We start from the raw sequence: 23917 nt of genomic DNA on the forward strand, positions 1-23917 counted from the left end.
ATGAATACACAAGAATTATCAGATCGCCTGGAGCTTAGGGCATTGGTTGATCAGGTTTCTATACTGGCAGATCAAAAGGATTTTTCTTCGCAGGTTCAGCAATTTACTGAAGATGCGACTACGGAGATCACCGTGGACGGAAAAATCATCATGAAGCTACAGGGGCGGCAAGCCATGGCCGAGGCGTTCAAAGAATTCAACAGTAATTTTGAAGTTGCTTTTCATCTCAACGGGCAGCATACAGTTTTAATAAAGAATAACGATGCTGAAGGTACGTTGTACAGTCAAATAACCATCATTAGTATTGAAAACGGAGTTAAGATAAAGTCGACTATCGGGGCTATTTATCATGATAATTATGCACGGGTAAATGGCAAATGGTTATTAAGTGCAAGGCGGGGAAATTTTGTTTGGCAAGACAAAAAGGCTTTGGACTGATGTTCCTGGATGAAAGCGGCCGATTCAATAGGAAAACAAAATAATGCTGCAACATATTTAAATTTGAGAAACGTATAGCAAGCATTGCAATACGCCGACCAATTATCAATTTAAATATGTTGCAGCATTATTTTACTCATTAAAAATTATCAGCAGGATGCTTCTTTGATCAAGTCCCGTATCAACCTTTTTCACTAAATTACGGTAACATGATCTCTGCAACTGCACGTTGTTGATGAAGTTTCCAGTGGGCTTCTGCAACCTCAGCTGCTGTTATCGTTGGCATTCCTTCCGGAAAATCTCCCTTATGTTTACCTTCACTTACAACCAGTGCACCAATAGATACAATACCTGCATATATGTTATCATCCTTCAGATCCATATTGAGCAGCCGTGCATAATTTAATAATGCCCCCGCGGCAACGCCGAAACTTGCGGTTCTATTTACTGGATGCTGTGCAGACGATGCTGTGGTAAACAGGATGCTGCCGTCTTTTCTTGCCAGCATTTGTGGGAGCACGGCCTGTACTGCAGTTATGGCAGCAAGTACCTGATAGTCCAGATGATGCTGTTCATTTACTACATCGATGTTTCTTGCGGTCCGCATACTATCCCAGGTAGGGGTCGGGCTGAATTCCAATACATCAATGGTACCGTAATGATTGATAACTTCCTGTAGCGAGCGGGATAATTGCTCACGGTCTAATATGTTGGCCTGGAAAGACGTAGCCTCAATGCCTTTGTTCAGCAGATCGTCTTTCAGCGCATTTAGCTTCTCCATGTTTCTTGCAAGCAGCGCCACATTGTACCCCTCTTTTCCGAATTTTTCAGCCACGGCAAATCCTACACCCGGACCGGCACCAACAATGGCTATTGTTTTTTTCATATATGTTCTTTTTGTGTTTGTATTGATCAATTAGTTTGTACAATTGTCACCGGGCGAATAGGTGGATTGCGTTTTAAAAACATGAATATTTATAATCTTCCAGTGGCAGCATAATTTAGTTTTCTGAAATAATAATAGGATACACATAGTATGGCAAACGGAACCAGTGGTGCTATGCCTTTTGAAGGGCCATCAGCAAGCCAGTGTCCCAGGCTTGCGGAAAGGAGCAATATGCCAAAAGCAACATAAGCCCATTCTTTAAACATGCTGGGTATAAACGGGATGAGGATAATTACTGCACCAATGATCTTACAGATGTCCAGTTCGAGACCAAAATAAGCGGGGAAGCCCATCCTTCGTATGGCTTCTACCAGGTATTCCCGCGGTACAAAATAGGATGGCAGCACAATTAACGCCATTGCGATAATGGTAACTATCCAATAAATTCTTTTTTCTTTCTGCATGATTAAAATATTATGGCACAAAATTATTTCGATACAACTTTACTATTGTTATCTGTTACCTTTTAGAAACTGGTTTCCTTTATGAAACCAAGTGGCTATTGATGTAGTGTTTACTGTAATTTTGTATACTATGAATGCAAAGAAGCAGGCCGTGGAAGCGCCTGAATGTAAGGAGCAACTGATTGCGATAAAGGATACGATGATCTTGCTATCTGGAAAATGGAAAATTCAAATCATTGGATGGCTGCTCCTGTACGGAAAAGTGCGTTTTATGGATATGCTGCGCGGAATAGAGGGGATTGCCGCTAAAATGCTGTCTAAAGAATTACAGGAATTGGAGCAAAATCAAATTGTGGCCCGAACCGTGATGCCTACCAAACCAATAACGGTAGAATACGAGTTAACAGAACACGGTAAAACTTTAAGCGGGGTAATTACCGCCATTTCGACCTGGGGAGTTACACATCGTAAATTCCTGTTTAAAAAAGAATCTAAACAGAAATTCTAATGTGCATGGTAACGCCAACTAAATTGGATTCATGGAATCAATCTGTTAATTAAACTTGTAGGTAATACCCGTGATTTTTTCAGAAACTTCCCAGAGTTTTTTTGCTAATGCTTGATCATAAGACAGGTTACTTGACTTTACGAGTTCGGGATTACCACGAAGACCGTTCATCCTGGTTGGACCGAAATATTCCTTGCCTTTTAAATTTTCTTCTGTGGCTGCCCTTAAAATAGGTAAAGTGCCTGTTGGCAGATCTTGCCCTATGATATTGTTCAAAATTCTGGTTACAAAAAAGCCCATTGAATTTTGAAGATTTGTCTTTGTCCAGCCCGGGTGTGCCGCCGTAACGATCATGTCAAGTTGGTTGGCTTTTAATTTTCTGTCTAATTCATAAGCAAAAAGCAGATTGGCTAATTTGCTTTGCGAATAGGATTGAAAACGATTATAGGATTTCTCCCAATTCAGATCATCAAAATGGATAGCCGGTTTCATAAACTTTTCATGATGGGCATTACTACTTTGAACAACTACACGGGAATGGGGCGTATTTTTAAGGACATCTAACAATAGCCCCGTAAGCAAAAAATGCCCTAAGTGGTTGACGCCAAATTGAACCTCCATATTTTGTTTGGTCGCTTCTCTGTGCTTAGGGCTCATGATCCCCGCATTATTGATTAAGATATCCAGCTGCGAATATTGATGATGAAATTCTACTGAAAACTTCCTGATGGAATCGAAATCGGCCAAGTCCATGTGCATCAATTCAATTTTTGCATTCGGGAATTTGCGTTTAATTCCCGCTATAGCCTCTTGTCCTTTTTCTATATTTCGGGCTGTCATAATAACGTGAGCGCCTTTTGCACTTAAAACCATTGCAGCTTGCAAACCAAGTCCGCTGTTAGCACCGGTAATGAGAACTGTTTTGCTTTCTTGTGAAGAAATATTTGCTTCTGTCCATTTTTGCGTAGCCATTTTTTTATCGTTAAGTATTTTTAATAGATACAAACTTAGCTGCGTTTGCTTACAAATGGTAAGCAGTTACCCCGGCGAAACCGGTATCCTGAAGGAAATCAACAAGGTAAAGAACTGCTGAAACAACTGAAAATGAATGTTTTGCAAAATATTAACCTTGCGAGGTGCCCTTGATGTAACTAGTGAAATATGGAAGCTCTTGAGAATTACTTCCATCATGCTTTACTTTGAAAGGTAATTGTAGAACTAAATTAGAGCGCTTAATCATCAAATAAAACCCGATGTAATCGGGTTTTATTTGATACAGCGGAGAGAGAGGGTTCAGAACCCATCTCTGTATTTCGTTGATTTTCAAATTATTATGATCTCACCAAAAATTAACTCACTGCAAAATATGACTGACTAATAAGTGCTTTCTCCACTTCATCCTTCTCTTCCTCAATGAATATTTAGTAGCGAAGCCGCTTCAATTGATTCCTGGATCTTTGCTGTTTTCAGTTGAATAATTAAGTAAACGCAAAAAAATACCCTCTTAATGGCGTTAGTCGCAATTTTGCGTTACCTTAATATTTTATTTACGCGACCGTTAGAACTCCGCGTATCCCAATTACCTGAAGTTTAAAAGATATGAACCCGTCTAAGTATATCTGTGTTTTTTGGTTTATTCTGCTATGCCTGACATCGAATGCACAGACGACCAGGAATTTGGATATCCGCGACGGGCTTTCCAATAACACGGTTACATCTATTTATAAAGATGATACAGGGTTAATGTGGTTCGGTACGTTGGATGGGCTTAACCAGTATGACGGCTACACATTCCGAAAATTCGGGAATATCTATGGTGATACCACAACGCTTCCTAATGATAACGTAATGTCTGTAGCAGGTGACCACGCAGGTCATATTTGGGTAGGTACGCAAGATGGCGTTGCCCTGTTGGACAAACGGAACCTTAAATTTATCCAGATATACTATAGAGATCCAGGTGGCAAAAAAAGGCTGATCAAAGGGCAGGTCCCATCAATATGCCGAAATACAGACGGCCATATTTTCCTGGCCACAGCAGAAAACGGCTTACTTAAGGCAAATGCTGCAGGAGGAACTGTCGTTGTTCCGCTTAAACTTAATAACCGGCTTTTAGCGGGTAATTATTCTGCCGCCTGTATCTTTCTTTCCCAATCCGGAGAGCTTTGGGTGTCTGTAGATAATGTCGGCTTGTGTAAATATGATGCGCTCAGCGATCGTTTAATGGTTGTAAAACGGCACAGTTTATATTGTTCAAGTATCACCAGTATTGGCAGCGGCGCACTCTTATTGGGATCTGAATCTGGTCTTTTTTCTTATGATAAATCGGAAAACCAAATATCAAAGGTGAATATGCTCGAATACAGCAATTCAAAAATTGATGGTTTGACCAGGTTGGGTAATGATATATACGTTGCTACTGACGGAAATGGCGTCATTAAATTATCGGAAGCCAATGGAAGTGTGAAAGTTAGTGGTCATCTTGATACCAGGATTCTCGCAAGTAATTCTGTGTACACTGTTTTCCCGGACGAATTAAACCGGGTATGGATAGGAACCTTTCGCGGGGGGATAGATATTTTAGACCAAAAAATCTCCCATTTCCAATCGATCAGGCATTATCCTAATCAGCAAAACAGTTTGGTGAGTAACTTTTGTATCACTGCCTGTGAGGCCGGGGATGGCCGCGTCTGGATAGGCACAGATGGCAGCGGATTAAGCATTTGGGATAGAAAAACTGGGACTTGTTTACGAACATAGCAGAGGCAGCAAAGGTACTCAACACTGATAGTCGTTTCAGGGATAACATTTTGTCGAAAAAAGCGTTGTTATTCCCCAAGCAGGTCGGTAAAGAAGGCCAGTTAATGGAATGGTACAAAGATTTTGCGGAAACAGACCCGCAACACCGCCACGTTTCGCATTTGTTCGGGCTATATCCCGGCAATGAGATCACCCTTACTACCACTCCTTCACTTTTTAAAGCAGCCAAAAGGACGCTTGAAATACGTGGTGACGGAGGTACAGGGTGGAGCAGAGGATGGAAAATTAATCTATGGGCCAGGTTGGGCGATGGTGACCACGCGTATAGTCTCATCAGAAATCTTTTGCATTATACCACTACTAACGAAATTGAAATGAACGACAGTGGTGGCACCTATCCTAATTTATTTGACGCGCATCCCCCATTTCAAATTGACGGCAATTTTGCCGGCACCGCAGGCATGACGGAGATGTTACTGCAAAGCCATGAAGGATTTATTAATTTGTTACCTGCATTGCCCTCAACCTGGAGCAGTGGAACGATCAGCGGGTTGCGCGCAAGGGGTGGTTACGAAGTTAGCATTCAATGGGCCAATAATCAATTTGACAAGGGAATCATAAAGTCGAAATTCAATCAGTCATGTACGATCAAGACAACAACTCCCACCCGTGTAATTAACGCCCAATGCCGTTCTTTCAAAACTCCAACAGGTTATTTGGTTCAATTTTATGCAGAAAAGGGATGCTCATATAGTCTGACTAAATGAAAAGATGCCTTGATAAAACTTACGAAATGGCGTATAAAACAGCTTAACGAAAAATAAAAAAAGCCCGTTTTCATGCGAAATACAGGCTTTAACTCTTTTTTAGTATGAAAATCAGCGGAGAGAGAGGGTTCAGAACCCATCTCTGTACTGTATTGATCAGGCCTGGTGCAGGTTTCACCGCTCAACCTTAAACAGGTCGTGATCATCAAGGGTTCCGCATCCATCCTGTATGGCGGCGGGGCCATAGCAGGTTTGGTGAACCTGATTAGCAAAACGCCGGGCAAGAAACCGATGCCAGCGGCTTTTACAGCCGGCAATGGAGCAAAGTCGGGACTACGATATTTAGCAGCTATAATTACAACGGAGCTTATGATCCCGGTAATACCGGCTTTTCAGCGATCCCTAAGAGCAATCGCGTGCTGGTCAATCCAAAGATCTCTTGGAAAACTCTAGCTTATAAAATAATATTACCCTCACTATCAAAATTCTGTCGCGAAGCCTAATTCTATGACTCCACTTTGGTAAGTTTGGATCAATATGGATGTGTGTTGGAGGTGCTTTTTATCCAATTCCTTTTGCAGTTACTATGAAACCGGCTGACATTTGAAAAATATCATAATAGAAGGCCGTCATCAGAGACCTTCTATTGTGGTATTTTTACTTTCAATAATCTAGCATTGATGGCTACCACTACCGTGCTCACGGTCATCAGCACAGCGCCAATTGCCGGGCTTAACAAGATGCCCTGATTGTACAATACGCCAGCGGCAAGCGGTATGGTTATTACATTGTAACCGGTCGCCCAAGCCAGGTTCTGGATCATTTTCCGATAAGTGGATTTACCAAACAAGATCAGGTTCACAATGTCCTGAGGGTTACTGTTCACCAAAACGATCCCGGCGGTTTCCGCAGCAATATCGCTGCCGGATCCTACGGCGATGCCAATATCGGCCTGGGCAAGCGCCGGGGCATCATTTACCCCGTCGCCAGTCATCGCCACAAATTCGCCTTTTCTCTGAAGTTCCTTGATCTTTTCTAATTTCTCATGAGGCAGCACTTCCGCAAAAAAACCGTCCATTTTCAGTTGTTTACTGACACTTTCGGCCACCTGCTTGTTGTCCCCGGTGAGCAGAATTGACCGGATATTGTTATCGTGTAATGTGGTCACAGCGCTTGCCGATTCCGGCCTGATCGCATCAGCCATGGCCACAAAACCGGCCAGCTGATCATTGATCAACACAAATACCACCGTCTCATTACCAGCCGCACTGTAATCCGAAGGCAGCTGCAAATTATTTTCTTTAAGATAGCCGGGACTAACGATCCTAACCTGTTTTCCATCTACCACTCCTTCTACACCTTTACCTGTGATCGCCCTGAAATCTGAAACCTGCGGCAGGGTCAGATTTCGTTTCTTTACTTCGCTTATGATCCCGGTTGCAATGGGGTGCTCAGAGTTAGCTTCGAGGGTCCCGGCAAAACGAATGAGTTCATCTTCATTTTTAGCCTGTTGACCTATGATAACAATCCGCGATACCTCGAACTTCCCCTTGGTTAAAGTTCCGGTTTTATCAAATACCACGGAGGTGATCTTGCGGGAGTTTTCAAAAGCGGTCCGATTCTTAATCAGCAGGCCATGCTGTGCCGATATAGCAGTTGATCTGGCCACTACCAGCGGTACAGCCAGGCCAAGCGCATGGGGACAGCAGATCACAATGACGGTAACCATGCGCTCCATGGCAAAGGCAATATCGCGGCCCAGACTTATCCATACAATAAACGTAGCAATACCCGCCAAGAGCGCAATGATGGTCAGCCAACGTGCGGCTTTGTCCGCTAAGAGTTGTGTATTGGATTTAGACTCCTGTGCGCTTCGCACCAGGTCAACGACTTTGAAGAGATAGGAATCCTTACCGCTATGAGTCACCCGAACTTTTAATGAACCGTTGCCGTTTACCGAACCAGCGATCACTTTTTGTCCCCTTGTTTTTTGAACGGGCTGAGATTCGCCCGTCAGCATCGATTCATTCAGGTAGCTGTCACCTTCTTCAACCAGACCGTCTGCCGCGATTTTTTCACCGGGTTTGACGAGGATAAGATCGCCTTCTTTCAATATTTCTGTTTGTACCTGCGTTGTGACATCGTCTTTGATCAGGTGAGCAGTAGAGGGCATCAGTTGGACGAGTAGTTCCAATTCGCGCGAAGCGCCGGCGACCGACCTCATCTCGATCCAGTGACCAAGCAGCATAATGAGGATGAGTGTGGCCAGTTCCCAAAAGAAATCCATGCCTTTCAATCCAAATACCGTTGCGGTGCTGTAGCCGTAGGCTACGGTTATGGCGAAGCCGATCAGGGTCATCATCCCCGGATTTTTCGATTTCATTTCCGAAAACCAGCCGGTCAGGAACGGCCATCCTCCATAAACAAAGACTACAGTGGACAATAAAAAAAGAAGATACTGGCTGCCGGGGAAATTAATCGGCAAGTGCAGCCACTGCTGGATCATGTGTGACAAAAGCAGGATCGGAACCGTCAATACCAGTACGAGATAAAAACGCTTACGGAAATCAGCGATCATGGCGTTGTGGTCATGGCCGCCATGCCCCATTTGCTGGTGATGCATATCATGATGCTTGTTTTTATGAGCTGAGTTTTCGGTCACATGGTGCTGATGTTCCATAATGCTTGTTTTTAATGATTCTTTTAATAGGTCAATGTTAATCCTGCCCCCAGTCCCATATCGCTGTCGTAATGGCTGGATACGGAAAAGGTTTTATTCACGATATAGCGTAATCCGGCGGTGTATTCTTTGTCGGTATTACCCATCAGCGTCATACGCAACCGGTTGGTTAGGGGGATATCTTCCCGCCCAAGCTGAAACCTAAATTTACCATCGCCATCTACACGGAAATCTGCTACAAATAACATGGGCAGTGTATAGGCTAAACCGACTACAGCTGTGTGCCGGTTGTTCTTATTGCTAACCTGGCCAAACATGTTTTTCTCCACTTCATCTGTGCGTTTGTAATGATAGTCAAAGCCGGCATATCCATAAAGCCACTGCATCCGGCCGAAGTAACGCCCGAACATGGTCTCGTTTTCATAGCCTTTGGTGTCGTTAATTCCCAGGTGCCACATCGTCGAAAACTTCCAGCGGGTGTTGGCCAATGCTGCGTTGCCGTCGCTGCCGTTACTTTCCAACCCTAATTTTACGGAAGCGTAAAATTGGCGATCATCGGCAGCTACCTTTTTAAAACCGGCTACAGGATCGGGAACTTCCGGATTCGGCGGTGAATTCTCATAGCTAAAGATCCGTCCCATACCGCTCATCATGTGGTACAGGATATGACAGTGAAAGAACCAATCGCCACTTTCCGTCGCCCGGAACTCGATGGTATCCCGTTCCATCGGCATAATATCCAGCGTGTTCTTAAGCGGGGCATAGTCGCCCTGTCCGTTCAATACACGGAAATAATGGCCGTGCAGGTGCATGGGGTGCCGCATCATGGTATTGTTGTACAGGACGATGCGGACGTTCTCACCCTGTTTGATCAGGATTTTATCCGATTCAGAAACGGTTTTGTTATTGATCGACCAGACATAACGGTTCATGTTGCCGGTCAATTCAAAGTTGAGCGTTTTAGTGGGCCCCTTCGGGAGAGTAGTAACGTGGGGAGACTTGAGCATGTTATAATTTAAGGTAACGATATCGCCGCTGCCTGCGCCCATATCCATGCCCGCCATAGGTTGCATAGGTTTAGACGTGTCCTTTACCCTACTTTCATCTTCGCCGGATATTTCAGGATACATCACGGTATTCATGTCCATGGCCTGGTTTGTCATCACCATACCTTTCATCTCTTTCATATTTCCCTGCATGTCCATCATGTCGTTCATCATGTTCATGCCTTCAAAGTACTTCAAACGTGCCATCTTTTTAGCCGGATGCTTAGAACCATTTCCTAACCAAAGTGAAGTATACTTTGTGCGGTCCTCTGGCGTCGCCAGAAATTCATAGCTGCCATCTGCCGGAATGGTAACCACCACATCATAGGTTTCCGCCACACCTATTATCATTCGGTCAACGTCTACGGGCTGCACATCTTCGCCATCATTGGCTACCACCTGTATCTTTCCACCGGCCCATTTCAGCCAGAAATAGGTAGACGAACTGCCGTTGACTATCCGTAAACGAACCTTTTCGCCTGCCTTGAACTGCGGGGCTTTGGCCTCAACTTTACCATTGCTCAAAAACCTGTCGTAATAAACATCGCTTACATCCATGGCGTTCATACGCTTCCACTCGTTGGTCAGCTTGGTTTTCAGGTGCCCTGTTTTCAAAGCAGCAAGATAATCTTGGGTACTCCCTTTACGAATGGCATACCAGTCGGTAGCATTATGCAAGCGACGCTGCACCTGCACCGGGTTCTCGTCCGTCCAGTCGCTCAGCAATAAAGTATATTTTTTCATTGGCTGAGGCTTACGCTCATGGATAATAAAAGCACCGTACAGTCCGCTTTGTTCCTGTGTCATGGTATGCGAGTGATACCAATAGGTGCCATGCTGCACTAATGGAAATTTAAACAAATGTGTTTGCCCGGCAAGAATGGGCGTTGTGGTGAGATACGACACGCCATCGTAACGGTTAGGCAAGATCAAACCGTGCCAATGGATGGAAGTTTCCATCATCATTTCATTGTGCACATAGATCTCCGCCGTATCACCCTCGGTAAACTCCAGCGTCGGCGCAGGTATGCTGCCGTTAATCGCCATCGCCGATGTTTGCCTGCCAGTGTAATTGACCGTTGTATCATTAATGTATAGGTGATAGACGTCCCGATTGTCGATCCTGGTATGCAGCGGAAGATGTTTGCTTTCAGTAGGGCCGCCCATCCCCATCATGGAGTGCTGCGCATAGGCTACTCCAAAAAGCAAAAATGGAACGATAACTAAAATTAATTTTTTCATGGTATAAAACAGGCCGAAGTTTTCACTCCGGCCCGTATATTTTATTGTGCTGCGGGTAAAGTTTCTTTGACCTCGCCGCAGGTTAACATTTGATTACCGTAATAAGGGTTTTTGATGGCTGCCGATTCGCTCAGCCAATAAGACTTTTTCATCGGGCAATAGTCGCGGTAAACCGGCGCGCTGTTGAACTTACCGGCTTTTACCAGCGCGTACATATTCTCCGATAGTTTGGCAAAATGTTCGCGCTGATGGGCGATATCGTTGCTTTCGCCGATGTGACGGGCATCAAACAATAATTTATCTTTTTGAGCCTCGGCTAATTGATCGGCAGTAAGAGCGCTGACCGCGCTTTGAAATTCCTTTGCCTTGGCATTTGCAGTAGCCGCATTACTATTGATCAGGGCGTTTTTTACGCCGTAATAGGCGGTCAATACCGCGTCTTTGGAAGTATTAATTTGTGCTTTTGCTTGGGTAAAGGATAATAGCACCACAAAGGCGCATGCGAGAATTTGAAGCTTTTTCATGTTCTTAAATTTTATAAATGAATATTAATTCCTGTTAACAGGAAATTATTGTTTCGAATAAGTTTGCATAGGAATAGATGATCCAAAGGATCATCAGTTTCTTGAGGGTCGAAGAAATAGAATGGGGATCAGATACGAAAAACGCAGTTACGTAAAAATACAGGGACAGCCGGGACGGAAGGCGGTGCCTGGCTTACCGGGTGCTGCACCGTTAGAGGTACAGTAGGATAAGGCAGTGATCCGAAGAAAGGAAATGACGGCAGGACAACCGCGCCAGTGCCCAAAGTAAACTGGCTATAAGTGACCGAACCGCTTTTATCCGATTTGAGCTGCTGGTGCTTGTCCGTACAGCAGTTTTTAGTTGATTTTGCCTTAAGGTCCATACCGCAGGTATGGCATTTTTCGGTGTGACTGTGCCATAGCGATACCTTGACCAGCCTGCCCATACAGTACTGGTAATGCAGCGTTGCCCCGGAAGAAACGCCCAGGTACAGCACGGCTAAAAAGGTTATGAACAGCTTTTTGATCACGATACAAATATCATCAACATAACGGAAAGCGATTTATATAATTTTCTATAGTATTTACAAAATAACCAAATTTATGAAGTCCCGATAATGTTGTCAATCATTTCAATAATTGACGATGATCAATATGATTGCTTATCCGCCTGCTTTACTTTGACTTAAAAACAATCATGAAAAAAGCGATCCATTTAATATGGGCCATAACCACCCTGATCATTGATGGTTTTGCACCTGCGTCTGCGCAAACCGAACCGAAAGCGGTGCCAGCCAATGAAATTCATATCAACAAGAAAGGCGAGATACACGACCATGGCGGAACCTTATTAGGCTATATCAGCAAGGACGATATCGTAAGGGATACCAAGGGCAATAAAGTCTATTTTATTGACCGCGATGGCAACGTGATCGATGCCAAGGGCAACAAATTAGGAAAAGCAGCGAAGAACGGCTTTTATTTCAACAACGAAGGACAGCAGGTTTTGAAAGTAAAAGATAAAGATGCCGGGGAATGTGAGATACTGGATCCTGCCGGGCACAATCTGGGCACTACACACAAGAACTATAAACTGCATGCCTGCGCCGCGCATTGTTTGTTTCTAAAAAAGCAAGCCAATCAACATCCGGTACATTAACGCCACTTATTTTATAAAGATCGGGCATAATTGTATAAATGCCTTTGAGATTAAATAGCGACCTTTAGGTTTGCTATATGACCGAACTCTTCATTAAAAATATGGTATGCGACCGCTGTAAAATGGTGGTCGAACAGGAACTCAACAAACACGGGCTCCAGGTGGACGATGTTCATCTGGGCCTTGTGCATTTACGGAATGACATCGATAAAAGACAACGCCTGGAATTGGCGGAGGGATTAAATAAACTGGGCTTTGAATTGTTGGATGACGTTAAGTCAAAAACAGTAGAGCAGATCAAAAACAGTATCATTCAAAAAATACATCATAGCGACTACCTGGATATCAAAGTGAACTGGTCGGCTTTGCTTTCAGATGAACTTAACCAAGACTATAAGCACCTCAGCGGCTTATTTTCGGGTGTGGAAGGCATCACCCTGGAGCAATATATCATTCAGCAAAAGATCGAACGGGTGAAGGAACTGCTGTTTTACGATGAAATGAACCTGAGCGAGATCTCTTATAAATTGGGCTATAGCAGCGTTGCCCATCTTTCTGCGCAGTTTAAAAAAGTGACCGGGCAAACGCCCTCACAGTTTAAAGCAGCAAGATCTGCCGGTAGCGCACGCCGCTCGCTGGATGCTATCTGAAAAAGATATAAATCACTTAGCCAATTCTATAAAGCTCAAGGGCTCACACTTCAGATCTTTGTTTAATTAAAGTACTGAACAATGACAACCCTAACAACTCATAATCAAAAGAGATCATTTCCCGTTACCGGCATGACCTGTGCTGGTTGCGCGGTGAGTGTGGAATCGATACTTAAATCCGCGCCGGGCGTTAACAACGCTGGTGTTAACTTCGCTAACAGTACGGCCTGGGCTTCCTATGATGATACCCTAACTAACCCCAAGGCACTCCAACAAGCGGTGCAGGCGGTTGGTTACGACCTGATTGTAGACGCTGAAGATCCTGCTAAAGCTCAGGAAGAAGCACAGCACAATAAATACCTGGAGGTAAAAGCACGAACTGTATGGTCTTCCGTATTTGCTCTTCCTGTTTTCCTAATCGGCATGTTTTTTATGGATATACCCCACGCCGAATGGATCTCGATGTTGCTGACCATACCTGTAGTATTTTGGTTTGGCAGGAACTTCTTTATCGGTGCGTGGAAACAAGCCTGCCATGGTAAAGCGAACATGGATACGCTCGTCGCCCTAAGCACGGGAATTGCTTTCATTTTTAGCGCCTTCAATACGATCGATCCTGAATTTTGGCACCGCAGAGGTATTCACCCACATGTTTATTTCGAAGCTGCTGCGGTCGTTATCGCCTTTATCTCCCTGGGGAAGTTATTGGAGGAAAAAGCGAAGTCTAACACGTCGACGGCTATTAAAAAGCTCATCGGCCTCCAACCGAAAACGGTTCACGTGATTGTCGACGGCGCAGAGCAGGTAATGCCGATTGAATCGGTCGTGCCGGGTGATGTCATTCTTGTACGCCCAGGCGAAAAGATCGCTGTAGATGGTACGGTAAGCATAGGTACTTCCTTTGTAGACGAAAGCATGATCACCGGTGAACCTGTACCGGTGGAAAAAACGGCCGGAGAAAAGGTATTTGCAGGTACGATCAATCAGAAAGGAAGTTTTCAGTTTGCAGCAGAAAAGATCGGCAGCGATACTTTGCTCGCACATATCATTAAGATGGTACAGGAAGCACAGGGTAGCAAAGCACCGGTGCAGAAGTTAGTCGACAAGACCGCCGGCATTTTTGTACCTGTAGTCCTAGTGATCTCCGTCTTGACATTTACTATTTGGATGCTGTTTGGTGGCGATAGTGCATTTACCCATGCATTGCTTACTTCGATAACTGTTTTGGTTATTGCCTGTCCCTGCGCTCTGGGCCTGGCAACGCCGACGGCTATTATGGTAGGTGTAGGTAAAGGTGCGGAGAACCATATTTTAATTAAAGATGCTGAGAGCCTGGAATTGGGGTATAAGGTTAACGCCGTAGTCCTGGACAAGACCGGAACGATCACCGAAGGCAAGCCCCGGGTTACAGAAATAGCTTGGCTGAACGGACTGGCTGATGATCTTTTGTTGCGTCAAATTCTTTACAGTTTGGAATCCCGTTCTGAACATCCTCTAGCAGAAGCTGTAGTAGTAGCGGTAGAAGCTACCAAGGACCTTGCATTGCAGAACTTTGAAAGTCTGACCGGAAGGGGCGTTAAAGCGGAATATTCGGGTCGCCGGTACCTGTTTGGCAATGGCAAGCTAATGGAAGAGAATGCCATTGCAGTTGATCCGTTATTAAAACAACGAGCAGATGAATTACAGGCATCCGCCAAAACGGTGGTGTACTTCAGTGATGACCGTCACTGCCTGGCTATTGTAGCTATAGCTGACAATGTAAAAAGCAATTCTAAAAACGCCATCCAACAGTTGCAGCAAAATGGCGTGGAGGTGTTTATGCTGACGGGAGATAATGTGCAGACAGCCGCGGCAATAGCTGGCGAGGTGGGTATTAAAAACTTCAAAGCTGAGGTCATGTCGCATGATAAAGCGGAATTTATAAAAGCGTTGCAGGCAAAAGGCAAAGTGGTGGCCATGGTCGGCGATGGTATTAATGACAGTGAAGCGCTGGCACAGGCAGATGTGAGTATTGCCATGGGGAAAGGATCAGATATTGCGATGGAGGTGGCCAAAATCACGCTCATCACATCCGATCTTCAGTCGATACCCAAAGCGCTCCTGCTTTCTAAGAAGACGGTAAGCACGATAAGACAAAACCTCTTTTGGGCATTTATCTATAATGTGATCGGGATACCGCTGGCTGCCGGGATACTATACCCATACAACGGTTTTCTGTTGAACCCCATGATCGCCGGTGCAGCGATGGCTTTGAGTTCAGTATCGGTGGTGAGTAACAGCCTGCGTTTAAAAACAATCAAAATTTAGCCCGATTATTTTATAACAAATCGCGCTTATCCTGTAAATCTAAAACCTTGATATAGACTAATTTTGAATTATAAATTATATAAAATGGGAACTATAAAATTTAAGACAAATATCAATTGTGGTGGCTGTATCGCCAAGGTAACTCCAGCATTAAATGAAGCTGTAGGTGAAGGAAACTGGCAGGTAGAAACCGGCGTACCCGAAAAGATCCTGACAGTTGAAAGTAACGTCACTCTTGATGAAATCGTCAGCAAAGTACAAGCGGCCGGATTTAAGATAGAACAATTGTAAATAAAATGAGTGCACAAGCAGATATGCACCTTTGTTATCATCAATCACTGATAGCGTAAAAAGCCCTTTAGCAATACCGCAAGGGCTTTTTACTATATAACACCTTCAAATTTCAGCGAAAGCCACGTGATGTCATAATGGAAAATTAGGGTGGCTCAATAACGTCAGGTGATCCATCTTAAACCAACTACAAGTATTTGTTAATCCACATCTATAATAGAAAATTTACTTTTGCACCCAGGAAGTGAATTTGCTTATCATCAGTTGCTGAAGTTATTAAAGCTGCCGGAAAAAAGCTGCGAAAGACCGCTAACAAAGTGTATAAAACGATTTATGTCAGTATAGAAAAGGTGGTTTGTGAAGTGGAAATCCCCTTTGTAAATAAAAGGTTTATATGTTTGAAAAGATTACAAAAAGTTCATTAGCTAATCTTGACAAACCCTTATCGTCAATTGAAAAACTGTCAATTATTATTTTTTATCAGATGATCTCCAGTTCTGTTTTTCCCTTTGGTATGTAAAAGGAAAACTCCAGGTTCATTTCTTCTTCGGTTTGGGTGTTTATCAATGTTATGGCAGCGTCACCGTTGGGTTTGACCAAAGATGCCAACTTGCCGTTACCAGATATTTTAATAATAGCATCTGATGGTATCGGTAACAATTTAAAGCCAGCCCCCAAGTCCCGGGTTAAGCCCTTGATTCTAGCTTCTGTTTCCTCCTTGTTTAAATACATTGTTACCCCGACAACGTGCTCACGGTTAGCAATCAGCTTTTGTAATTTTCCCATCTCTTTATTAGCAATAATCCTGGCTAATTGTTGGTAAGCGCCCTGTAATTTGTCTTTTAAGTTAGTAATGCGTCTGAGGTCAGCGCCGTCCTGGTAGCTTATTATGTTGTAGGGTACATTAGCTACAAAAAAAGCACTCTGGGTAAGGAAAGGTATTTTTTTTGCCGGGTCAATTTTAGGAATGGCATATTCTCCTGAAAGTTGCTCTTTAAACTCCAGTTGTTTTAAGGCATCAAAAACCTTGATGTTATAGCTGAATTCGGCGCTTCGATGTAGCGCCTTTTCACCATTAAGCGGATACACTTTTACAACGATTGCCTGTTTGCCACTCTGTGAAATTGCGGCGTTGATAGGAATGAATGATGAAGTTTGTCCGGCAATGCTCATGTTGAACACTGTGACATCATTAACCGCAACTTCGAATCTGCAAAATGCCGCTTTAAAGTCTAATTGGTAATAGGGTTGATTCGTGTTGTAGTCTGCCTTTTTTTTAATGATGATGGGCGTAGGAGCTGAGGCCATGTTATTTTCTGAATTACATCCGCTGTAAATAAACAAGCCTGTAAGTAGCAGCAATAGGTTTTTATTCATTTTTAATTGATTGAGGATTTCGCCAGGTGACTTCAGTTGCCATATCAGCATGCAATTCGGTCTATTTCAAAATATTTGCTTTATACTGTTCTATATCACAGCCACCCATATCTATATTTCCGGTAGTAGGATCCCAATAGCAGGTCTTAGAAAGATTCGTGTTGTCAACCACAATCAGCGATCTGTAATCAGGGTTAAAAAAAATAAAGCGGTGCTGATTTTTCAGGTTCCAGTACAGTCCATTGTCCGTGTTTGGGTTCTTTATACCAGGGCCGTATAATTTAATCAATTGCGTTAAGATTGACGATTTTATCTCCGGTGTTTTTAACCTGACACGGTAGGCGTAGATCACACTATCCGCCTGGTACTTATTCAGTAATTTTTTCAGATCGGCTGAATTTTTTATATGCTCCTGATCTATCGTTGCCCCTCCTTGATAAAGCAGCGTATCTTTTCTGATCTTGTCTGACCGTAACTGAAAGGTAATATCAGCGCTATCCAGTTTAACGCCATTAAAGGCAAAAGAATTTGGCGCTGTGCCCTGGAGGGCAAATGACATCGGCGCCTCGAAATTGTCAATTCCCCCTACATATTTATCGTCATAGTTAATGAGATCTGCTGCTGGCTCTTTAAAAGTTATTTTAGCCAGATCGGTTCTCGGTTTATCCTTGCAGGAGAATAGCAAGATAATCAGGGCTAAAACAGCGGATATATTTACTTTCATATTCATTACTTATTTCTTTACAATTTTCAAAACTTCAGCAGTTGACAGGTTAGGGTTATGCATTACACCCAGATCCTTTAATTTTAGGGTTATGGATAAATGTGTTTCAAGATCCTTGCCGGTCTCGTATACGTCTTCTTCCCATTTCAGCACTGAACGGTTAGGTATATCATGGGTGATATAACGGTTAACTATTTGCCTGCTTTCTATGTTGTAAAAAGCGTGGCTTCGCGCATTCTTACTGCCATTATATTTTACCTTTTTGCTAAAGCGCACCTCTTTGCCGCTGTAGGCTATCACTGAATCCAGCAGACCTTGAGTATTATAGTAATATTTTCCGGTCCACGTGTCTGTCATATCGGCCTGGCTGCGTTGAGTGGTTATGGTGGTACTACGAATTCGCTTATTGAAATGCGGGGTGTAATTGATTAAATAGAGAAGGTCCGAAACAGAATAATTGCCAATAGCATCAGCAAGCAGGTCAACAAGGGCCCTGATGGAATGTCTTCTGTAAACTTCCTTTTTAAAGCGCGAATAATATGCCGGAAAAAGCACATAACGATCGGTTCTGTTAATCACTACCGTATGTGAGTTATCTTTAAATGCTACCTCTAAGCTATCTTTCATTTGTTGGTTAGACAGGAGTGGCTGGCGGTAAAGAAACAAACCGTGCGAGCCTTCACTAAACCGGTAAGCATTCGCCTCTGAAATTACACCTCCTTCAGTAGTGTATACAGCAATTTGATCGCCGACAGTGTTTTTGCAATATAAAATTTGGGTGGTGTCAGAACTTTTAATTTGATAGGTGATTTTAGTTAACAAGACGCCACGAAAAGCACTTGGTTTTTGGGCCGAACAAAAAGCTGAACATAAAACAAGAATAAATGACAAGTAAAGTCTCGACATAGCATATTAAATAACTGAATAACAAACTGATGGTTTTATTTTTTTGACCCGAACTTCAAGGAATCGCTGTTCTATGGCACTTAAGTGCTAATTGTGGCAGACCGGATTGCGAAGGACAAGTCATCAACCTGATCGATACGCTTCCGATGCTCGGCTTATTAGACGGTCGAGCCCAGCATGATTGCATCCGAATCTGTTACGGCTTCAGTGTTTATCTTATAGGCTTTCAAAAGTTCCGTAGCATTTTCTTTTAACAGTAACCTGGACAGATCAAAAGATCCGGTATAGCCTGAAGGAACTTATGCAATTTTATGAGTATTGCCGGCGCCGGAACCCATGTTGGAGTTAAAATAGCATCCCAGTACAACTGTGGCTATTTGTATTACGAGAAACAAATACTTCATTATGACTATTGGTATTTACAGTATCAAAATTTGATAAATTTGAGGATGAGGCACATCCGGCGGTTGATGACTTTGAACCATCACGCGAATATCGCCAACTTTAGACGCAATATACATGACGCTGAAGCCAATGGGCTCCTTCGGTCGCGGCGATTCTACACCTGTACCAAAAAGTTGAGCAAAGTCTGCAAAGGTCAGCTGTCTTTCTAACTGTGATGGTAGCTGAATGTCAATGTGCGGAAACTGCTTATCATGCACCACACGTACCTGCACCATGCTGGAATCCGCCGCCTTAAATATGCTGTCAACCACAATCAACTCATACCGTTTGGCATAATCTCGTAATACGTCCCGGCTGGCATTCGATGTATTTTTACCTTCTGTTTTGGACAATTGTTTAATCAATTCCAACAAGGCGTTTTTATCAACCTGCTGACGGGATGCTTCACGATGGTTACAGGCAAAACAAGTCATAACAGCTACAATAAATAGCGTAAAAAGTCTCCAAAAACTGTTTCTTTCCATGGAAATAATACAATCGTTGGCAACCAGCAAATGTTTTGTTGAATTTACCTAAGCATCTCGAGCTTTAGTCCATCGTATAGTTCGGCTATCTGATTTATCTTGATGATAATTCATTCATAACTTCTTTAATCTGCTGGTTGATCTCGAAGACTTGCTTCTGATCAGGATAAGTTCCGTTTTGATAGGCATAGTAAGTGATCTGATAGCTTTTGATCCTTAGCTGACAGTATTTAATCAATTGACGATTTTTGCTATGAATACTGGATGACACATTGAGCTTATCCGACTCATTTATCAAACTAATTCCTTCCTGCCAATAGCTGATGCCTTGCTGCAGATCAGGCAGCAAGGCATCAGAATTTTTATTGTCTTCCTGTCCAACTACCTTAAGAGCTTTCTCTTCCAACTGATAAAAGCTTTCCATTCGCTTAAAATAAATAACGCGGTCGCTGCGCGAGAGGACGATGTAAGTGAATGCCGAAAGCGAAAGGATGAGTATCATGGCCCCCCCTATTACCAGCCGGTTTACTCTGGTGTCATCAGGCCTTCTCAAAGCTGGCCAATATAAATAGCCGATTAGTAATCCGCTTACCAGTCCGCCTAAATGTGCTGCGTTATCAATACCGCTTTTTAAACTGCCATACACCAGATTGTAAATAACGAACATGCCGATGCTGCTCAATAAACCATTGCGTATGCTGCGCTCAATATGATTGGTGCTCAGAATAGCTAAGAATACCCCATATAACCCGAATATGGCACCGGAAGCGCCAGCGCTGATGGTGTAATCATGCCACCATAAACTGACCACACTTGCTGCTATCCCCGTTAACAGATAGGCAATCAAAAACTTTGCTTTCCCTAAAAAAGGCTCCAGCAGCATGCCAACGAAAACGAGCGCATACATATTTAACGCCAGGTGTATGATGCCGAAGTGAAGGAAACAATTGGTCAGCAAACGCCACCACTGTCCGTTAAGTGTGGCGACGGTTGAATTGGCACCCCAGGCTAGTAAGCTTTGTCCATTCGGATCTATGAATGAAATTCCGCTTCCAACCATAGTCAGGAAGATCAGGATGTTCAAACTCACGAGCACAGGCGTAAAAAAATAGTTTTTAGCCGGACGGAAAAACCCCCAGAAGCTGGTGATCAGATTAAACTTTGGCCGGATGTCCGGCTTTAGTGTATCCTCATATGGTGGTACAAAGTCTTGCTCATATAATCTATACTTCTGGCGCACTTCTTCTTCCGTTATCACGGTCCTTAACTTTTCAAAAACCCCAACATACTGCCTGACAGCGCTTTCATTCCGTCCATCATCAATGGGCATGGCTGACGTTGAAACACATTCAACACGCAACTGGTCTTCTTCAACTCTAACCGTAACTTCTCCGTTCCATGAGAACCCACTGTTACCTGTGTAAGCGATGACACCTGCGTCAGAAACAAAACGAATCCGCCAGCCTAACGACTTAACCGACTCAAATGCTGTGACCAGGCAATGTTTTTGGCTAAGACCCGTAGTAGAAATGGTTTGCGCTGCTTTATCCATTAATTGAAGTATAAAATCATTAGCATATCACCCGTAATCATTTGCTTTTATAAACAATCAAAAACTGTTTTGTTCCGGTGTTGGTTACCAAAGCAATTGAACACATGAGTTCGTATCAGAAAGCCAGATTGATCTCCGTTAATGAAGCGATCACTAATATGCAAGCCCCCCCTGTATCAGCTGATTTATTTCCAATAGTTACAGGGGGCGAAAAGGGGCTCCGCATGGCAGAGCCCGCCGGGTAATTTTTTGTTGCCTGACGGGTCGAATGACCTGATCACACCGCTAAGGGCTGCGCCCTGAAGTCTTGCAGGTTGAGAAAGAAACCCCTATTCAGAAGTTTTCTCTCCCTGAATAATTGCCATAAAAACGGAGTTCAGAACCCTGTAAGTTATTCATTTGATTTTCAGTTAATTACGCTCGTTTTCGAAATTGGCTCACCGCATGACTCACCAGTTTATTTCTTCTCTTTTCAGAGCCGTAAATCTAAGTATCCTGACCGCTTATACTATAAGGGCCACGTTAGGGCACCCATGAGACAATTTTTCGACTGGCTGTCAGTCAGTAAATTAACCCCTTTCTGGTGAGTCAGGCCGAAAATCGAAATGACTCACCGAATTACGCACCAAAACTTACGAATTGGCGTATAAAACAGCTCAACGGAAAATTAAAAGCCCGTTTTCATGCGAAATGCGGGCTTTTACTCTTTTTTGGTATGAAAATCAGCGGAGAGAGAGGGATTCGAACCCTCGATACGCTTTTGACGTATACACACTTTCCAGGCGTGCTCTTTCGACCACTCAGACATCTCTCCTGATTATATTATTATCTTTTAAAAATCTATACCCTTCTATTGATTTATAAAACATTTCTCTTTTGAATGCTTCACTTCGAGTTGAATGCTCTTCCTTATAATGCAATTTCAATGGTCTTCTGTGCTTGGTAGCTTTAACCTCGCCCTTATTGTGTTTCGTTAAGCGTTTATCAACGTCATTTGTACTGCCATAATAATATTTTTCATCTTTTAAGCTTTTTAAAATATAGCTGAAAAACATTTGTTACAATTTATACATTAAACGCTTTTGACGTATACTCACTTTCTCCAAAGGAGTCCTTTGGACCAGGCGTGCTCTTTCGACCACTCAGACATCTCTCCTAAAAGGTTTGCAAAAATATAATAATCTGTGATATAACGATGAAGCAGTAATAAATTTAAAATAATACAGTACTATGTATTGCATATTACTATGTTTTGTTTTATGTTTGTTTAATAAATAAGCATATCATGAAAAAATCAATCGCAATTCTATTCATCGCATTAATTGCTGCTGCATGCAGATTTGGAGGAAGGCATACTGTTATTACTTCTAACGGCAACGGTAAAAAAGTAAAAATTGAATACAGGGGTAATGTTGCTTTTAATAAAGAGCAAACGGCTATTGTGCATATCAGCCCAAGCGGTTACGCAAAGTATAACCTTGATGAAAATGAACTGATTGCCGAAACCGATGACCATGGAGATATCTTATACGACTTTAACCATCAGGGCCCGGTTAAGGAACTTGACGAGCAGGGCAAAAATTTCCTGGCTTTAGCCGTAAAGGATATGGTACGTAACGGACACTACGCAGCAGGTAAATAGCCGCAGACTATGATACAGTAAGCTCACCGCGCAGGTCTGTTTCCATCAGCTCTTTAATCAGCTTTGGATCGTCATACTGGCCAAGCAGGTACATGGCTTTGGTGATGGCTGCCTCATAAGTCATGTCGTAGCCGTTAGCTACTCCAATATCTTTCAGCTGTTTACTGGTTTCATAACGGCCAAGCTCAACCGTGCCTACTTTGCACTGCGATATATCTATGATGACTTTACCGCTGTCGATAGCGTTTTTAAGCAGGTCGGTGAACCATTGGTCGGTACTGGTATTACCCGCGCCAAAGGTTTCCATTACGATACCGCGTGCATCAGCCGAAAGGATGTTTTCTACCACTTTAGCGCTTATACCCGGGTATAGCTTAAGTACGGCAACATCGCTTACCAGCTTTTTATGGATCTTTAATTTACCGTCGGTTTGCGGATGGCGTATATCATTAACGCTGAACCGCAGGTGTACGCCAGATTCGGCAAGTATAGGGTAATTAGGCGAACGGAATGCCTCAAACTTTGACGAGTTGTACTTGAAGGCCCTATTGCCGCGGAATAATTTATAATCGAAATAGATACATACCTCCGGAACGCGTACCTGGCCATTCTTTTTAGCCTTTGCAATCTCAATGGCGGTCATCAGGTTTTCCTTGGCGTCTGTACGTATGGCGCTGATGGGTAACTGCGAGCCTGTGAAGATCACTGGTTTGTTCAGGTCTTCCAGCATAAAGCTTAAAGCTGAAGCTGTAAAAGCCATGGTGTCAGAGCCGTGAAGAATCACAAAACCGTCAACATCATCATAGTTATCCTCAATTAAACCTGCAAGCTGGCTCCAGATGGCAGGGTTCATATTTGATGAATCAATCACCTGATCAAATGAGTGGACCTTGATACGACAGTTAAGCCGTTCCAGTTCAGGAACATTGTCCATTATCTGCTCAAAGTTAATGGGTTTAAGCACATTTGTCTTCGGATCACTCATCATACCGATTGTCCCGCCGGTATAGATGATCATTATCTGGCACATGTATCTATTTCAGGTTTGCTATAAAAGTAGTAAAA

The 23917-nt window shown here is 43.3% G+C and carries 23 protein-coding genes and 1 tRNA gene; 9 read left to right on the plus strand and 15 right to left on the minus strand.

Annotated features, from left to right (window positions below):
• Nucleotides 1–438, plus strand: coding sequence for a nuclear transport factor 2 family protein (locus tag PQ461_RS00795; RefSeq protein WP_274207714.1), 438 nt, complete (start codon nucleotides 1–3; stop codon nucleotides 436–438).
• A 199-nt stretch (nucleotides 439–637) separates the two neighbouring features.
• On the opposite strand, the gene PQ461_RS00800 is transcribed toward PQ461_RS00795, so the two are convergent.
• Nucleotides 638–1324 carry an SDR family NAD(P)-dependent oxidoreductase gene (locus tag PQ461_RS00800; RefSeq protein WP_274207715.1) on the minus strand — a complete coding sequence of 229 codons (687 nt, stop codon included), beginning with the start codon at nucleotides 1322–1324 and terminating at the stop codon, nucleotides 638–640.
• A gap of 89 nt (nucleotides 1325–1413) precedes the next feature.
• Nucleotides 1414–1788 (minus strand): DoxX family protein, encoded by a 375-nt coding sequence (locus tag PQ461_RS00805; protein WP_274207716.1) that lies wholly within the window; start codon nucleotides 1786–1788, stop codon nucleotides 1414–1416.
• A gap of 130 nt (nucleotides 1789–1918) precedes the next feature.
• On the opposite strand from PQ461_RS00805, the gene PQ461_RS00810 reads away from it, so the two are divergent.
• Complete coding sequence (locus tag PQ461_RS00810; protein WP_274207717.1) at nucleotides 1919–2296, plus strand: winged helix-turn-helix transcriptional regulator; 378 nt, start codon at nucleotides 1919–1921, stop codon at nucleotides 2294–2296.
• 45 nt (nucleotides 2297–2341) lie between these two features.
• On the opposite strand, the gene PQ461_RS00815 is transcribed toward PQ461_RS00810, so the two are convergent.
• Nucleotides 2342–3268: an oxidoreductase gene (locus PQ461_RS00815; RefSeq protein ID WP_274207718.1), complete on the minus strand. Its 927-nt coding sequence runs from the start codon at nucleotides 3266–3268 to the stop codon at nucleotides 2342–2344.
• Between the two features lie 627 nt (nucleotides 3269–3895).
• Between PQ461_RS00815 and PQ461_RS00820 the strand changes: the two genes are divergently transcribed.
• On the plus strand, nucleotides 3896–5056 hold the full coding sequence (locus PQ461_RS00820) for a ligand-binding sensor domain-containing protein (RefSeq protein ID WP_274207719.1): 1161 nt from the start codon (nucleotides 3896–3898) through the stop codon (nucleotides 5054–5056).
• On the plus strand, nucleotides 5041–5823 hold the full coding sequence (locus PQ461_RS00825) for a glycosyl hydrolase family 95 catalytic domain-containing protein (protein WP_274207720.1): 783 nt from the start codon (nucleotides 5041–5043) through the stop codon (nucleotides 5821–5823). The genes PQ461_RS00820 and PQ461_RS00825 overlap by 16 nt, the downstream gene beginning before the upstream one ends.
• 643 nt (nucleotides 5824–6466) lie before the next feature.
• Here PQ461_RS00825 and PQ461_RS00830 read toward each other — a convergent pair.
• The 4 genes from PQ461_RS00830 to PQ461_RS00845 all read right to left on the minus strand — a co-directional run bounded on the left by PQ461_RS00830 (nucleotide 6467) and on the right by PQ461_RS00845 (nucleotide 11845).
• A complete protein-coding gene (locus PQ461_RS00830) occupies nucleotides 6467–8503 on the minus strand; it encodes a copper-translocating P-type ATPase (RefSeq protein ID WP_274207721.1) in 2037 nt (678 codons plus the stop codon).
• Nucleotides 8504–8526: 23 nt separating this feature from the next.
• Nucleotides 8527–10596 (minus strand): multicopper oxidase domain-containing protein, encoded by a 2070-nt coding sequence (locus tag PQ461_RS00835; protein WP_274207722.1) that lies wholly within the window; start codon nucleotides 10594–10596, stop codon nucleotides 8527–8529.
• Between the two features lie 236 nt (nucleotides 10597–10832).
• The gene (locus PQ461_RS00840; RefSeq protein WP_274207723.1) at nucleotides 10833–11315 is read right to left on the minus strand and encodes a DUF3347 domain-containing protein; all 483 of its coding nucleotides are present in this window, start codon (nucleotides 11313–11315) and stop codon (nucleotides 10833–10835) included.
• A 128-nt stretch (nucleotides 11316–11443) separates the two neighbouring features.
• Nucleotides 11444–11845, minus strand: coding sequence for an HYC_CC_PP family protein (locus PQ461_RS00845; protein ID WP_274207724.1), 402 nt, complete (start codon nucleotides 11843–11845; stop codon nucleotides 11444–11446).
• Between the two features lie 167 nt (nucleotides 11846–12012).
• Between PQ461_RS00845 and PQ461_RS00850 the strand changes: the two genes are divergently transcribed.
• The 4 genes from PQ461_RS00850 to PQ461_RS00865 all read left to right on the plus strand — a co-directional run bounded on the left by PQ461_RS00850 (nucleotide 12013) and on the right by PQ461_RS00865 (nucleotide 15722).
• Nucleotides 12013–12474, plus strand: a complete 462-nt coding sequence (locus PQ461_RS00850; RefSeq protein WP_274207725.1) for a DUF3659 domain-containing protein — start codon at nucleotides 12013–12015, stop codon at nucleotides 12472–12474.
• Nucleotides 12475–12551: 77 nt separating this feature from the next.
• Nucleotides 12552–13124 carry a helix-turn-helix domain-containing protein gene (locus PQ461_RS00855; RefSeq protein ID WP_274207726.1) on the plus strand — a complete coding sequence of 191 codons (573 nt, stop codon included), beginning with the start codon at nucleotides 12552–12554 and terminating at the stop codon, nucleotides 13122–13124.
• Nucleotides 13125–13205: 81 nt separating this feature from the next.
• Complete coding sequence (locus tag PQ461_RS00860; RefSeq protein ID WP_274207727.1) at nucleotides 13206–15431, plus strand: heavy metal translocating P-type ATPase; 2226 nt, start codon at nucleotides 13206–13208, stop codon at nucleotides 15429–15431.
• Between the two features lie 84 nt (nucleotides 15432–15515).
• Nucleotides 15516–15722, plus strand: a complete 207-nt coding sequence (locus PQ461_RS00865) for a heavy-metal-associated domain-containing protein (protein ID WP_274207728.1) — start codon at nucleotides 15516–15518, stop codon at nucleotides 15720–15722.
• Between the two features lie 480 nt (nucleotides 15723–16202).
• Here the strand turns inward: PQ461_RS00865 and PQ461_RS00870 are convergent, their stop codons facing one another.
• From PQ461_RS00870 to PQ461_RS00900, 7 genes are all read right to left on the minus strand, one after another.
• On the minus strand, nucleotides 16203–17099 hold the full coding sequence (locus tag PQ461_RS00870) for a hypothetical protein (RefSeq protein ID WP_274207729.1): 897 nt from the start codon (nucleotides 17097–17099) through the stop codon (nucleotides 16203–16205).
• 61 nt (nucleotides 17100–17160) lie between these two features.
• The gene (locus PQ461_RS00875; RefSeq protein ID WP_274207730.1) at nucleotides 17161–17829 is read right to left on the minus strand and encodes a hypothetical protein; all 669 of its coding nucleotides are present in this window, start codon (nucleotides 17827–17829) and stop codon (nucleotides 17161–17163) included.
• Nucleotides 17830–17832: 3 nt separating this feature from the next.
• Complete coding sequence (locus PQ461_RS00880; protein WP_274207731.1) at nucleotides 17833–18450, minus strand: hypothetical protein; 618 nt, start codon at nucleotides 18448–18450, stop codon at nucleotides 17833–17835.
• A 698-nt stretch (nucleotides 18451–19148) separates the two neighbouring features.
• Entirely contained in the window at nucleotides 19149–19658 is a 510-nt protein-coding gene (locus tag PQ461_RS00885; protein WP_274207732.1) for a hypothetical protein, read from the minus strand.
• A gap of 94 nt (nucleotides 19659–19752) precedes the next feature.
• Nucleotides 19753–21210, minus strand: a complete 1458-nt coding sequence (locus tag PQ461_RS00890; protein WP_274207733.1) for a rhomboid family intramembrane serine protease — start codon at nucleotides 21208–21210, stop codon at nucleotides 19753–19755.
• 726 nt (nucleotides 21211–21936) lie between these two features.
• Nucleotides 21937–22024: transfer RNA gene (locus PQ461_RS00895), tRNA-Ser, on the minus strand.
• A complete protein-coding gene (locus PQ461_RS00900; protein ID WP_274207734.1) occupies nucleotides 22011–22265 on the minus strand; it encodes a GIY-YIG nuclease family protein in 255 nt (84 codons plus the stop codon). Before PQ461_RS00900 ends, PQ461_RS00895 begins: the two co-directional genes overlap by 14 nt.
• 230 nt (nucleotides 22266–22495) lie before the next feature.
• Between PQ461_RS00900 and PQ461_RS00905 the strand changes: the two genes are divergently transcribed.
• The gene (locus PQ461_RS00905) at nucleotides 22496–22852 is read left to right on the plus strand and encodes a hypothetical protein (protein ID WP_274207735.1); all 357 of its coding nucleotides are present in this window, start codon (nucleotides 22496–22498) and stop codon (nucleotides 22850–22852) included.
• A 7-nt stretch (nucleotides 22853–22859) separates the two neighbouring features.
• On the opposite strand, the gene PQ461_RS00910 is transcribed toward PQ461_RS00905, so the two are convergent.
• Nucleotides 22860–23882, minus strand: a complete 1023-nt coding sequence (locus PQ461_RS00910) for an asparaginase (RefSeq protein WP_274207736.1) — start codon at nucleotides 23880–23882, stop codon at nucleotides 22860–22862.
• Between the last annotated feature and the right edge of the window lie 35 nt (nucleotides 23883–23917).

Origin of the sequence: Mucilaginibacter sp. KACC 22063, from assembly GCF_028736115.1 — a bacterium.
Taxonomy (GTDB): Bacteria; Bacteroidota; Bacteroidia; order Sphingobacteriales; family Sphingobacteriaceae; genus Mucilaginibacter.

Excerpts from the sequence above, each read along its gene's own strand:
- PQ461_RS00795 (WP_274207714.1), top strand. The coding sequence starts at position 1 with ATGAATACACAAGAATTATCAGATCGCCTGGAGCTTAGGGCATTGGTT.
- PQ461_RS00800 (WP_274207715.1), bottom strand. The coding sequence starts at position 1,324 with ATGAAAAAAACAATAGCCATTGTTGGTGCCGGTCCGGGTGTAGGATTT.
- PQ461_RS00805 (WP_274207716.1), bottom strand. The coding sequence starts at position 1,788 with ATGCAGAAAGAAAAAAGAATTTATTGGATAGTTACCATTATCGCAATG.
- PQ461_RS00810 (WP_274207717.1), top strand. The coding sequence starts at position 1,919 with ATGAATGCAAAGAAGCAGGCCGTGGAAGCGCCTGAATGTAAGGAGCAA.
- PQ461_RS00815 (WP_274207718.1), bottom strand. The coding sequence starts at position 3,268 with ATGGCTACGCAAAAATGGACAGAAGCAAATATTTCTTCACAAGAAAGC.
- PQ461_RS00820 (WP_274207719.1), top strand. The coding sequence starts at position 3,896 with ATGAACCCGTCTAAGTATATCTGTGTTTTTTGGTTTATTCTGCTATGC.
- PQ461_RS00830 (WP_274207721.1), bottom strand. The coding sequence starts at position 8,503 with ATGGAACATCAGCACCATGTGACCGAAAACTCAGCTCATAAAAACAAG.
- PQ461_RS00835 (WP_274207722.1), bottom strand. The coding sequence starts at position 10,596 with ATGGCGATTAACGGCAGCATACCTGCGCCGACGCTGGAGTTTACCGAG.
- PQ461_RS00840 (WP_274207723.1), bottom strand. The coding sequence starts at position 11,315 with ATGAAAAAGCTTCAAATTCTCGCATGCGCCTTTGTGGTGCTATTATCC.
- PQ461_RS00850 (WP_274207725.1), top strand. The coding sequence starts at position 12,013 with ATGAAAAAAGCGATCCATTTAATATGGGCCATAACCACCCTGATCATT.
- PQ461_RS00855 (WP_274207726.1), top strand. The coding sequence starts at position 12,552 with ATGACCGAACTCTTCATTAAAAATATGGTATGCGACCGCTGTAAAATG.
- PQ461_RS00860 (WP_274207727.1), top strand. The coding sequence starts at position 13,206 with ATGACAACCCTAACAACTCATAATCAAAAGAGATCATTTCCCGTTACC.
- PQ461_RS00865 (WP_274207728.1), top strand. The coding sequence starts at position 15,516 with ATGGGAACTATAAAATTTAAGACAAATATCAATTGTGGTGGCTGTATC.
- PQ461_RS00870 (WP_274207729.1), bottom strand. The coding sequence starts at position 17,099 with ATGAATAAAAACCTATTGCTGCTACTTACAGGCTTGTTTATTTACAGC.
- PQ461_RS00875 (WP_274207730.1), bottom strand. The coding sequence starts at position 17,829 with ATGAATATGAAAGTAAATATATCCGCTGTTTTAGCCCTGATTATCTTG.
- PQ461_RS00880 (WP_274207731.1), bottom strand. The coding sequence starts at position 18,450 with ATGAAAGATAGCTTAGAGGTAGCATTTAAAGATAACTCACATACGGTA.
- PQ461_RS00885 (WP_274207732.1), bottom strand. The coding sequence starts at position 19,658 with ATGGAAAGAAACAGTTTTTGGAGACTTTTTACGCTATTTATTGTAGCT.
- PQ461_RS00890 (WP_274207733.1), bottom strand. The coding sequence starts at position 21,210 with ATGGATAAAGCAGCGCAAACCATTTCTACTACGGGTCTTAGCCAAAAA.
- PQ461_RS00900 (WP_274207734.1), bottom strand. The coding sequence starts at position 22,265 with ATGTTTTTCAGCTATATTTTAAAAAGCTTAAAAGATGAAAAATATTAT.
- PQ461_RS00905 (WP_274207735.1), top strand. The coding sequence starts at position 22,496 with ATGAAAAAATCAATCGCAATTCTATTCATCGCATTAATTGCTGCTGCA.
- PQ461_RS00910 (WP_274207736.1), bottom strand. The coding sequence starts at position 23,882 with ATGTGCCAGATAATGATCATCTATACCGGCGGGACAATCGGTATGATG.